The sequence below is a fragment of the Xylophilus sp. Leaf220 genome (genome assembly GCF_001421705.1).
Lineage (GTDB): Bacteria > Pseudomonadota > Gammaproteobacteria > Burkholderiales > Burkholderiaceae_C > Xylophilus.
Genome location: NZ_LMKO01000013.1, coordinates 25,086 through 37,175, shown reverse-complemented (window position 1 = coordinate 37,175; position 12,090 = coordinate 25,086). Strand labels below are relative to the sequence as shown.

The window sequence follows — 12,090 nt, the reverse complement described above, 5'->3', positions numbered from 1 at the left end:
TCGGGCTGTCGATGCAGGCGGTTATTGCAGCGCTGCTCGCCGCTCCGGTCGAGAACCGATCGGCCTGCGGCTGAGAACGGAATTGTTCAGGGCGGACTAACAACTTCCCTCTGATAACCAGCGTGTTTCCGCTTCAGGTACTTCAGGCTTTGCCGCTGTCTTAGTTCCGCCGTCGGAGCAGGCTCAGCCCATAGCCCCGTTGCGGTTCATCCCAAATCGACGGCTACCAAGCGCAATCTTCCAATAGTTTTCTCGTGCTTCGGCCTCCGTCTTCGCGATGCCGAGAGGCAACATCTCGAGTAATGTGAATCTGAACTCGCTGTCACAACCTGGTGTTTCATGCAGTCGCGCAATCAGACCCAAATTGTCGCCATGGCCAGTGCGGGAATAGTCGCTCCAACGCTGCCAAATGCCACAAGCACCGCTGGCCGAACCCACATATTGATATCCCGTTTTTTCGTCAGTGATCAGGTAAATGCCGCAAACATTTTTAAGCTCTTGCTGCCAAACGAAATCCTGCAATGCCAACCGCAGTTCCGCCATGATGAGGCTGACGTTTTGCAAGGTCTTGAACGGCACCGGAGGCGCAGTGGAAAGCGCGACAGGGTAGCTTTGCGCCCTACGCAAAACCCTACGCCAGCTGACGGCTGGAGCGCTCCACTGGATCTCCAGTTTCAGCCGCAAATCTTCAAGATCAGGAAGCTCTTCTAGTTCGTGGTACCAGTCGCCCGCATGGCTCTCGCGCTGATCGAAACTGTCTTGTAATCGTCCCTCTCGAATAGCCTGTGCGGCGGGCAATATCTGAAGTACGCGCCAAATGCCAAGCAGCAATGCATGGCCCGGTCGATGACCGAAGAAACCGACGACTAACGATCCCACCGGGTGCTGGTGATCCTGCCGCGCTTGATAGAGCGTTAGTGCACGAGTTCCGACATAGCGGTGTACCGGAAAGTCACCTGCCGTATGGCGCATGAGCGTGACCTGCTGCAAGGCGGGATCAAGCGAGTGCGAGACAAGCAAGTCATAAAGCTGAGTGGCGGCGAGATGCATGGGCGATGAGCTTACCCACACCTCCGCAACACTCCCACATCCGGCACAGCCGCCATCAACGCCTGCGTATAAGCATGCTGTGGCGCCGCGAAAATCCCCTCCGCCAGCCCGTGCTCCACCAGCCTTCCGCGCTGCATCACCCCCACCGTGTCGCACATGTGCCGGATCACCGCCAGGTTGTGGCTGATCAGCAAATACGTCAGGCCGAACTCGTCCTGCAGGTCGCGCATCAGGTTCAGCACCTGGGCCTGCACCGAAACGTCGAGGGACGAGGTCGGCTCGTCGCAGACGATGAACTCGGGCTTGCTGGCCAGGGCGCGGGCGATGGCGATGCGCTGGCGCTGGCCGCCCGAGAACTGGTGCGGGTAGCGGCGGCCGTCGTCGGGCGACATGCGCACGCGGCGCAGGGCGTCGGCCACGCGCTCTTCGGTTTCGGCGCGGCCGCTGGTCAGGCCCAGCACCTCCAGCGGCTCGGCGATCAGCTTGTCGACCCGCCAGCGTGGGTTCAGGCTGGCGTACGGGTCCTGAAAAATCATCTGGAACCGGCGGCGCAGCGCGGTGGCGCCTTCGGCATCGGCCCAGCGGTCCATGCCGTCGAACAGGATGCGGCCGGCCGTCGGCTTCGTCAGGCCGGCGATCATGCGGGCCACCGTGGATTTGCCCGAGCCCGATTCGCCCACCAGGCCGAAGGTGCTGCCGCGCGGGATCTCGAAGCCCACGTCCTGCACCGCGTGCAGCACCTTCTTCGGCTGGCGCGTCAGGGTGCGCACCCACCAGCCGGCCGACAGGTCGAAGTCGCGCGACAGGCCCTCCACCTTCAGGAGCGGCGGGGCCTGCGGCGCATCGGCGCCGGCGCTGCCATCGGCGATGGTGGTGGTTTCGATCTTCGCGGGCGGCAGCTCGACCGGCGCGGCGATGTCGGCGCCGATCTCGGGCACCGGCAGCCGGTGCAGCCGTTGGTGCACCGACGGGATCGCGGCCATCAGGGCGCGGGTGTAGGGCTCCTTCGGATGGTCGAGCACCTCGCGCACCGGGCCGGTCTCCAGCACGCGGCCGCGGTACATCACCATCACCCGGTCGGCCGCCTCGGCAATGACGCCCATGTCGTGGGTGACCAGCATGGCGGCAGTGCCGCGCTCGCGGCAGACGCGGCGGAACACGCGGATCACCTGGGCCTGCACCGACACGTCGAGCGCGGTGGTGGGTTCGTCGGCGATCAGCAGCTCGGGCTCGGCGCACAGCGCCAGGGCGATGGCCACCCGCTGGCGCATGCCGCCCGAGAACTGGTGCGGGTACTGGCCCAGCCGCGCGGCCGGGTCGGGGATCTCGACATCGGCCAGCAGCTCCAGCGCGCGGGTGCGGGCCTGCGATTCGGTCATCGGCAGATGGAACCGGATCGTCTCGACCAGGTGCCGGCCGATGGTGTAGACCGGGTTCAGGCTGGTCAGCGGGTCCTGGAACACCATGCCGATGTGTCGGCCGCGGATGCGGCGCATGTCCTCGCCGCGCAGGGTGTCGATGCGCTCGCCGCGCAGCTCCACCGTGCCGGCGCTGATGCGCCCGGGCGGGTCCATCAGGCCCATCACCGCGTTGCCGGTCATCGACTTGCCCGCGCCCGATTCGCCCACCACGCCCAGGATCTCGCCCGGCGCGATGTCGAAGGACACGCCGCTCAGCACCTGCACCGTGCCGCGGTAAGTGTCGAAGGCCACGCCCAGGTCGCGGACGCGCAGGGTCGGAATGGAATCGTGCACCGTCATGCGGAGGGGCTTTCTTTCTCAGGAACACCGCGGAGCCGGCTTTGCCGGGCCGCTGGTGTTGCCCCCTGCAAGGGGGGTGGCGAAGACACGCAGTGCGAAGCCTGGGGGTTCATTGCAATTTCGGATTGAGAGCGTCGCGCAGCCAGTCGCCGACCAGGTTCACGGACAAGGCCAGCGCCAGCAGCACCAGCGCGGGGAACAGCAAAATCCACCACTCGCCCGAGAACAGGAAGCCCTGGCCGATGCGGATCAGCGTGCCCAAGGAGGGCTGGGTGGGCGGCAGGCCCACGCCCAGGTACGACAGGGTCGATTCCGCGACGATGGCCAGCGCGAAGCTGATGGTGGCGATCACCATCACCGGCGCCAGCAGGTTGGGCAGGATGTGCCGCACCAGGATGCCGGTGCGCGAGCGGCCGATCACCTGCGCGGCCAGCACGTAGTCCTTGTGCTTCTCGACCAGCACCGCGCCGCGCACCGTGCGCGCGTACTGCACCCAGTCCGAGAGGCCGATGGCGCCGACGATCACGTACAGCGCCATGTCGTCGCGGTAGCCGGCCGGCAGCACGCCGCGCGCGATGCCGAAGATCAGCAGCGCCACCAGCAGCACCGGGAAGGTCAGCTGCACGTCGGCGATGCGCATCACCAGCGTGTCGAACCAGCCGCCGACATAGCCGGCCAGCAGCCCCAGCGGCACGCCGATGGCCAGCGACAGCGCGACCGAGGCCACGCCCACCAGCAGCGACACCCGCAGCCCGTAGAGGATGGCCGAGAACAGGTCGCGGCCCTGGTCGTCGGTGCCCAGCGGGTAGAACACGCCGGAGCCGGCAGCCTCCCACGGCCGGGTGAAGGCATCGAGCAGGTCCAGCTGCGACGGATCGAACGGGTTCTGCCGTGCCAGCCAGGGCGACAGCACGGCCGCCAGCAGCAGCAGCACCACGACCGTGGTGGCGAACTGCACCGTGCGCGAGCGGGCGAAGGCGCGCAGCACCGGCGAATCGGCACTGCGCCAGCGGCGGCGGCCGGCGGGCGCGGCATCGGCGGTGGCGGGGGAAGAGGGTGGCGTCATGGGAACCGCTTTGCTATCGAATCAATAGCTGGTGGCCGGCGTGCGGCGCCGGCTACCGGCATATTCGGCTTGAAGAACGAGAAAAGGCGCTGCCGGCTCATGCCCGCTTGCGCAGCCGCGGATCGACCAGCAGGTAGACCACGTCGACCAGCAGATTGATGCAGACGTACAGCACCGCGATCATCAGCAGGTAGGCGGCGATCACCGGCACGTCCACGCCCTGGATCGAGGTGATGAACAGCAGGCCGACGCCCGGCCACTGGAACACCGTCTCGGTCACGATGGCGAAGGCGATCAGCGAGCCGATCTGCAGCCCGGTGATGGTGACCACGGGGATAAGCGTGTTGCGCAGCGCGTGGCCGTAGTGGATGCGCCGCTCGGGCAGTCCGCGGGCACGGGCGAAGCGGATGTAGTCGGCGCGCAGCACCTCCAGCATCTCGGCGCGCACCAGCCGCATGATCAGCGTCAGCTTGTAGAAACCCAGGGTGAAGGCCGGCAGCAGCAGCGATGCCCAGCCCGAGGCGGTGAGGAAGCCGGTGTTCCAGGCGCCGAGGGCCACCGTCTCGCCGCGCCCGAAGGAGGGCAGCCAGCGCAACTCGACCGCGAAGAGGTAGATCAGCCCGATGCCGACCAGGAAGGTGGGCAGCGACACGCCCACCAGCGAGACCGCCATCACCGCGCGGCTGACGAGCCCCTCGCGCCGGATCGCGGTGTAGACGCCCAGCGCCACGCCGCCCACCACCGCCAGCACCGCGGCCACCAGGGCCAGCTCCAGCGTGGCGGGCAGGCGCTCGGCGATCACCTCGAGCACCGGGCGCTTCAGCCGGTAGCTGATGCCCAGGTCGCCCTGCAGCGCATGGCCCAGGTAGCGCAGGTACTGCACCGGCACCGGCTGGTCGAAGCCGAGCGAGCGGGTGAGCGCCTGGCGCTCCTCCAGGCTCGCGTCGTCGCCCAGCAGGCTGACGGTGGGGTCGCCGATGTGGCGAAACACCATGAAGGACACCAGCGACACGGCCAGCAGCACGAGTGCCGACTGGCCGAGGCGGCGCAGCAGATGGGCCAGCATGCGGCGCCTTTCCTGAGAGCGGGGATGCCGCGTTTACTTGGCCGCGACCTTGGCGTTCTTGAAGAAGATGTAGTTCATCGGATCGACCGGGATGTCGAGCTTGCGGACCATCGCGTAGTCGAGCACCTGGTGGTGCAGCGGGATGTAGATCCGCTCCTTCTGCACCGTGGTCCAGATGTCGTGGATGTTGGCGTCGCGCTTGGCCTTGTCGCTCTCCGACGAGAGCGAGACGATCTTCGCGTCGAGCGCCGGGTTGCTGTAGCGGGTGGCGTTGGTCGGGCCCCGGCCGTCCTTGCCGCGGGTGTGCACCAGGTAGTCGAAGACGTAGGCCGAATCGAAGGTGGGCACGCCCCAGCCGAACAGGTAGAAGTCGGAGTCGGCGGCGTTGATGGCCGCGCTGTGGATCGCGATCGGCCGGGCGTTGACGGTGGCCTTCACGCCGGCGCGGGCGAAGAAGCCTGAGAGCGCGGTGCAGATCGCCTCGTCGTTCACGTAGCGGTCGTTCGGGCAGTGCAGCGTGATGCCGAAGCCGTTGGGGTAGCCGGCCTCGGCCAGCAGCTTCTTGGCCTGCGCCGCATTGGCCTTGGGGTAGGTGTCGAACGCCTTCTCGTAGCCGTGCACGAAGGGCGGCGCGATGATGCCGGTGGGGATCGAGAGGCCGCGCATCACCGTCTTCTGGATCGCGTCGCGGTCGATCGCCAGGCTGAGCGCCTCGCGCACCTTGGGGTCGGAGAGCGGGTTCTTGTCCTTCACGTCCGAGTACTTCAGCGGATCGGCGCCGACGTTCAGGCCCAGGAAGATGGTGCGGTTCTCGGGGCCTTCGTTGACCCGCAGCTTGCCGTCGGCCTTCAGGCGGGCGATGTCCTGCACCGGCACGTCCTGCAGCAGGTCGATCTCGCCCGAGAGCAGCGCGGCCACGCGGGTGGCGGGCGACTTGATCGGCACCAGCACCAGCTCGGTGATCTGCATGGCCGCCTCGCCCTTGCCCCAGTACTGCGGGAACTGCTTGAAGACGGTGCGGCTGTCCTGCTCGCGCGAGGCCAGGGTGAAGGGGCCGGTGCCGTTCTCGTTGCGGCTGAAGTAGTTCTCTTCCTTGCTCTTCTCGTCCTGCGGCACCTCGGACTTGTTGGCCTTGGCCCAGGCGGCGTTGACGATGAAGATGTTGACCAGGTTGTCCGGGAAGATCAGGTTGGGGCCCTTGGTCTTGACCTGCACCGTCAGCGCATCGACCTTCTTGACTTCGGCGACCGAGGCCAGCAGCGCCTTCATGCCCGACGACGGCGCGCGGGCCCGGTCCAGCGAGAACACCACGTCGTCGGCCAGCAACGTGCTGCCGTCGTGGAACTTGACGCCGGGGCGGATCTTGAACTCCCACACCGTCGGATCGGAGGTGAGCTTCCAGCTGGTGGCCAGCGCCGGGATCAGCTTGCCCTTGATGTCGCGCAGCACCAGCGGCTCGTAGATCTGGTGCGAGATGTTGATGTTGGTGCCGGTGTTGACCGAATGCGGGTCGAGCGTGGCCGCATCGCTGGAGCGCGACCAGCGCACCGTCTCGGCATGGGCCAGCGGCAGGGTCAGGAGGGATGCGGCGACGAGTGCGGCGGCCAACAACTTGCGGTTCATGGAAGTCCTTGCGATGAGGGGATGGCGCCAGGGCGCCGAGCGCCTGGCCGTGCACGAAGCGTGCCGGGAGGCCCAATGGTGCCGCATGCCCGGAACGGCAGGCCGCGACCATCGCATAAGTTCATGCGGTTTGCGCAGAAGACCTGTGGCGGCAGTGGACCATTTCCGCAATGGCACATTCGCAGGCGGGCCTGCGCAGGAAGTTTTCTTTGTCGTGTCCTTGGGCCAACCGCTTCATTCCTACCGATGCAGCTTTTCCCACGTCAGTCCGAACTTGGACAGGTACTTGCGCAACCTGTCCGCGTCGTTGACGACGGTGCGCTGAGTTCGCGATCGATCGAACAGCCTGCGTCCACCGTCGGACAAGGAGTGCGCTTGCCGGCACACACGCACGACGGCTTCGAGCTGGAGGCGATCAAAAAGATCCAGTTCGCCTTCCGCCCCGTCAGGCAGCAGATCATCGAGCCGAACGTCAGACTGCGCAGACTCGCCCGCAGGCTGCCATAGCCATCGCAGTCGCTGGATCTCGGCGTCCACCAGGCTGGTCGATATGCGTCCGCCATCGGCAAGCGTGGCCATTCGCGTCACGCTGGCCATCAGGTCACGAAAGTTTCCGCTCCAGAGCGCGTCGCTGGACTTGGCGAACTGCAGGTATTTGGCACTGGCCTCCGCGTTGAACCGCACCGCCCGGCCCGACTCTGCCCCGTAGCGGGCCAGCAGGTGGTCGACGTTGGGCTCGATGTCCTCGGGCCGCTGCGCGAGGCCGGGCAAGGTGTAGGACCAGAGGTTGATACGCGCGAAAAGGTCTTCCCGGAACCGCCCCTGCGCGACGTCGATGCGCAGGTCGCGGTTGGTCCCCGCGACGAGTTGAAAGTCGCTGCTGACCTCCCGATCGCTCCCCATGGGAAAGAAGCGTTTTTCTTCGACCGCCTTCAATAGCATGGCTTGCTCGTCGACGCCCAGTTCGCCGATCTCGTCGAGAAAGAGAACACCCTTGTGCGCCATCCGCAGCAACCCTGCCCGGTCTGCCGCCGCGCCGGTGAACGCGCCTTTCTTGTGGCCGAACAGCGTGGAAGCGGCACCGTCACCGCGCAGCGTTGCGCAATTCACTTCGACGAAGTCGCCTTGGACCTGGTGGCGCGATTTCTTGAGCTCGAACATACGCCGCGCCAGATGCGACTTGCCCGCGCCCGTGGGGCCGGTTAGCAGGATGGGCGCCTGCGAGCGCACCGCGACCCGCTCGATCTCTTCGATCAGGGCGTTGAAGCGCGCGTTGCGGGTCGGGATGCCGCTCTTCAGGAACTCCAGCGCTTCGGTGTGGGCTTGGCCGAAGCGCTGGGCCAGTACGTCGTAGCGCGAGAGGTCCAGGTCGATCAGCAAGTAGCTCCCCGGGTTGTCCCGCTGCTGTTTCCAGGGCGGTGCTGTCTGCAGTAACACGCCGGGGATGAAGCGCGACTCGACCATCAGAAACATGCAGATCTGGGCGACGTGCGTGCCGGTGGTGATATGGGCCCGGTACTGCTCGTGGGCCGGATCGAAGCGGTAGCTGCGCGCCCAGTCGTAGAGGGCCGCATACATGTCGCCGAAGTCCCAAGGGTCCGCCACGTCCATGCGCACCAGGTTCACGACGGTGTCTGGCGACACGGTAGCGATATCGCGTGCCAGGAACCGCGCCAGCGCCTCGTGCTTGGTGGCGTAGAAAAGCTCGAGCCGGTCGATGATCGTGTCTTCCTGCTGCACGAGCGAAATCGTCGGCCGCCACTTCTCCCAGCGGCCCGCACCTTGTCCCGCGTCCAACTGGGTCCCCATGAATCCAATGACGACGTTCTTTTTAGGCATATCAAAAGCGCTAATAAACTAGCGAATATTCTAGTTTTAACCGAAATATACGGGCTGTTAACGGCCGCAAAAAATTCTATACGAAGATGTTTGATATATAGATCAAATGGTTACGAGGGAAGGGGATGCGATAGATCAAGCCTGGCACATACGTTGCGATGAAAGGAGTCACTACCCAATATTACGGAAGCAAGCAGGAGAGTCTCATGGTCAATACGCATCTATTCCAGACGGTCAAAGGCGCCTTTCTGCCCGCCGCCACGGCGCGCAATGCCCAGCATGCTCCGGCCTACGCTTTCAGCGCCAGGCACCAGCTGGCGCAACTTGCGGCAACCGGCTGCTTGAGCCATACCTTCTATGCCAGCGCCGATGATCAGCTCGACCTGGTGATAGCCCTGACCCAGCAGCTCGACCCGGCATTCGTTGCCAAGGCCGCGATCTACGGTCGCCAGCACGGCTACATGAAAGACATGCCCGCTCTGCTGGCAGCCAGTCTTGCCGTGCGCGACGTAGCCCTGCTGAGCCAGGTGTTCTCTCGCGTGGTCGACAGCGGCAAGATGCTGCGCAACTTCGTGCAGATCCTGCGCAGCGGCTCCACGGGGCGCAAATCGCTCGGATCTCGTCCCAAGAAGCTGGTGCAGCACTGGCTGCTGACGGCCACCGAGAAGCAACTGCTGAACGCAGCCGTGGGCAATACGCCTTCGCTGGCCGACGTGGTCAAGATGGTCCACCCCAAGCCGGCGGAAGCCTGGCGTGCGGCATGGTTCGCATGGTTGATCGGCAAGCCGGTCGACGAGGCGGCCTTGCCGCCCATCACTCAGGCATTCGAGCGGTTCAAACGCGAATGCGCCGAGGGTGTGGCCACCGACCTGCCCGATGTTCCGTTCCAAATGCTGACCGCGCTGGCGCTGAACGCCAGCCAGTGGGCCCAGATCGCCCGTGCCGGGTCGTGGCAGATGGTGCGCCAGAACCTGAACACTTTTGCTCGGCATGGCGTTTTCGATCTGCCCGGCATGGCCGATGCGGTCGCCGCCAAGCTGAGCGACGAGCAGGCCGTGGCCCGGGCCCGGGTGCTGCCGTACCAACTGCTGTCTGCCTACGTCGCGGCCGGAGAGGCGGTGCCCTTTCAGGTTCGGGACGCACTGCAGTCGGCGATGGAGCTGTCGCTGGCCAACGTGCCCGCCCTGGCCGGTCGTGTCGTGGTGTGCCCCGACGTATCGGGCTCGATGGGCTCGTCGGTGACCGGCTATCGCGGTTCGGCAACGTCCAGCGTGCGCTGCATCGACGTGGCTGCCCTGGTGGCCGCCGCGGTGCTGCGCAAGAACCCGCAGGCCTCTGTGCTGCCGTTCGAGCAGGAGGTGGTGAAGCTGTCGTTGAACGCCCGCGACTCGGTGATGACCAATGCGCAGGCGTTGGCGAAGATCGGTGGCGGCGGTACCAACTGCAGCGCGCCGCTGGCTCTGCTGAATCGGCAGCGTGCTGAGGTGGACCTGGTGATCCTGGTCTCGGACAACGAGTCCTGGCTCGACGCTAATCGGCGCGGCGCGACGCAGACCCTGCGTGAGTGGGAGGCGCTGAAGCAGCGCAACCCGAATGCGCGGCTGGTTTGCATCGACATCCAACCGACGGCGACCACGCAGGCGGCAGAGCGGCACGACATCATGAATGTCGGCGGCTTCTCGGATGCGGTGTTCACCATGTTGGCGAACTTCGCCTCCGGAAAGATGGACGCCGATCACTGGGTCGGGGAGATAGAGAAGGTTTCGCTGGCGGTTCAGTAAGCCTGCGATACCTCGAATTGGACGGTGTGCCAGGCGAATGCCTGCAGGAGTACAGCACCTTTGGCCGCGCGGGCCTGCAAGCCCGCAACGGTAAACCCGTAGGCCGCTCTTGCAACTTTTGTCGCCTGGGACACCAACCTCACGACGCAACGTCTGACGTCGCGTGGCGAATGCCGGTGGGACTCCATAGAAACATGTCTCGTCGCCTGTTCGTCGCCACGCGGGGAAATCGGTTTTGCGCGAATGCTGGCAGGACTACATCTGGAACGCCGGGGGTTCGAATCCCCAACCGGGAAACCGGCATGGCAGTGTCTTGCCGTCCCTTGTCGCGTTTTTTTGAGATGCCTTGCTGTGAATGCAGGTGGAACTACAGACTTTTAATCTCGTGGTCGCGGGTTCGATTCCCGCCAGTCCTGCGCGAGCGGGACCGTAGCTCAGCGGTAGAGCACGATGTTTCGCCGATCCTCGTCGCAGCAGGGCATCACTTTTTTGGCGGTGAATGCCGATGGAATTACAGGTAGACGCACGCGGCAGAGGCTGCGTGCCTCGGGGGCGACCCCGAGGTGCCCGGGTTCAAGTCCCGGTCCAGCAATGGATGGCGGAGTGAAGATTCCATCGCTCCTTGTCACCGCACTCTTTTTTGTGGAGAGAAAAACATGAACGAGCATAACTACAACCTCGAAGAAGTCGCCGGCGGCGTGCCGGTGAAGATGTGGACCAGGGGCGTCCCTGTCGAGGCAGAAGCACGTCAGCAGTTCGCCAACGCGGCGCGCCTGCCCATCGTCTTCAAGCACATCGCGGCCATGCCCGACGTGCACCTGGGAATCGGTGCGACGGTCGGCTCGGTGATCCCTACGCTGAAGGCGATCATCCCGGCGGCCGTGGGCGTGGATATCGGCTGCGGCATGATGGCCGCGAGGACGACGCTGCGCGCCGAGGACTTGCCCGACAGCCTGGGCCCGCTGCGCTCTGCCATCGAGAAGGCCGTCCCGCATGGCTCGGCACCCAAGCACCGTGGCCGCGACCCGGGCAGCTGGGAAAACCCGCCGGAGACGGTTGACCAGGTGTGGGCCACGTTGGCCGACGAGTTCGACGCGCTGTGCGCACGGCATCCGCGCCTGAAGAACACCAACAACCGCAAACACCTGGGAACGCTGGGCACGGGCAACCACTTCATCGAGGTGTGCCTCGACGAGGCCGGATTCGTGTGGCTCATGCTGCACTCGGGCTCCCGCGGCGTGGGCAACGCCATCGGCACGCACTTCATCGAACTGGCCAAGAAGGATGCCGAGCGCAACATGCGCAACCTGCCGGACAAGGACCTCGCCTACTTCGAGGAGGGCGCCCAGTACTTCGGTGATTACGTACGTAGCGTGGCCTGGGCGCAGAAGTTTGCGATGAAAAACCGGGAAGTGTTGATGGCCAACCTGATCGCCACCGTGCGCTCGGTCATCGCCAAGCCCTTCGATGCCCATGTCGAGGCGGTGAACTGCCATCACAACTATGTGCAGCAGGAGCGCCATTTCGGTGAGGATGTGTTCGTCACCCGCAAGGGCGCTGTGAGCGCCAGGCGCGGCGAGATGGGCATCATCCCGGGCAGCATGGGGGCGCGCAGCTACATCGTCCGGGGACTAGGCAACCCGGAGAGTTTCGAGAGCTGCAGCCATGGCGCGGGTCGCGTGATGAGCCGTACCAAAGCCAAGAAGATGTTCACGGTCGAGGATCACGCCAAGGCGACCGAAGGCGTCGAGTGCCGCAAGGATGCGGATGTCGTCGACGAAATTCCGATGGCCTACAAGGACATCGATGCGGTGATGGCTGCGCAGAAAGACCTCGTGGAAGTGGTCCACACCTTGAAACAGGTGGTGTGCGTGAAGGGATGAGCGGGTGGGCCCTTAGGCCCTC

General features: G+C 65.2%; 8 protein-coding genes. 2 read left to right on the top strand and 6 right to left on the bottom strand.

Annotated elements, in window-relative coordinates; translation table 11 throughout:
• Positions 1-183: 183 nt before the first annotated feature.
• The 6 genes from ASE76_RS21175 to rtcR all read right to left on the bottom strand — a co-directional run bounded on the left by ASE76_RS21175 (position 184) and on the right by rtcR (position 8,404).
• Positions 184-1,050: a GIY-YIG nuclease family protein gene (locus tag ASE76_RS21175; RefSeq protein WP_236698415.1), complete on the bottom strand. Its 867-nt coding sequence runs from the start codon at positions 1,048-1,050 to the stop codon at positions 184-186.
• A gap of 11 nt (positions 1,051-1,061) precedes the next feature.
• Entirely contained in the window at positions 1,062-2,810 is a 1,749-nt protein-coding gene (locus ASE76_RS11505; RefSeq protein WP_055839416.1) for an ABC transporter ATP-binding protein, read from the bottom strand.
• A gap of 109 nt (positions 2,811-2,919) precedes the next feature.
• Entirely contained in the window at positions 2,920-3,876 is a 957-nt protein-coding gene (locus tag ASE76_RS11500) for an ABC transporter permease (protein ID WP_055839413.1), read from the bottom strand.
• Between the two features lie 97 nt (positions 3,877-3,973).
• Complete coding sequence (locus tag ASE76_RS11495; RefSeq protein ID WP_055839410.1) at positions 3,974-4,942, bottom strand: ABC transporter permease; 969 nt, start codon at positions 4,940-4,942, stop codon at positions 3,974-3,976.
• Positions 4,943-4,975: 33 nt separating this feature from the next.
• On the bottom strand, positions 4,976-6,565 hold the full coding sequence (locus ASE76_RS11490) for an ABC transporter substrate-binding protein (RefSeq protein ID WP_055839407.1): 1,590 nt from the start codon (positions 6,563-6,565) through the stop codon (positions 4,976-4,978).
• A 240-nt stretch (positions 6,566-6,805) separates the two neighbouring features.
• Positions 6,806-8,404 carry an RNA repair transcriptional activator RtcR gene (gene rtcR / locus ASE76_RS11485; RefSeq protein WP_055839406.1) on the bottom strand — a complete coding sequence of 533 codons (1,599 nt, stop codon included), beginning with the start codon at positions 8,402-8,404 and terminating at the stop codon, positions 6,806-6,808.
• 206 nt (positions 8,405-8,610) lie between these two features.
• On the opposite strand from rtcR, the gene ASE76_RS11480 reads away from it, so the two are divergent.
• Together ASE76_RS11480 and ASE76_RS11475 are read left to right on the top strand one after the other, a co-directional pair.
• Positions 8,611-10,185 carry a TROVE domain-containing protein gene (locus ASE76_RS11480; RefSeq protein WP_055839404.1) on the top strand — a complete coding sequence of 525 codons (1,575 nt, stop codon included), beginning with the start codon at positions 8,611-8,613 and terminating at the stop codon, positions 10,183-10,185.
• Between the two features lie 656 nt (positions 10,186-10,841).
• A complete protein-coding gene (locus tag ASE76_RS11475) occupies positions 10,842-12,068 on the top strand; it encodes an RtcB family protein (protein WP_055839402.1) in 1,227 nt (408 codons plus the stop codon).
• The last annotated feature ends 22 nt before the right edge of the window (positions 12,069-12,090 follow it).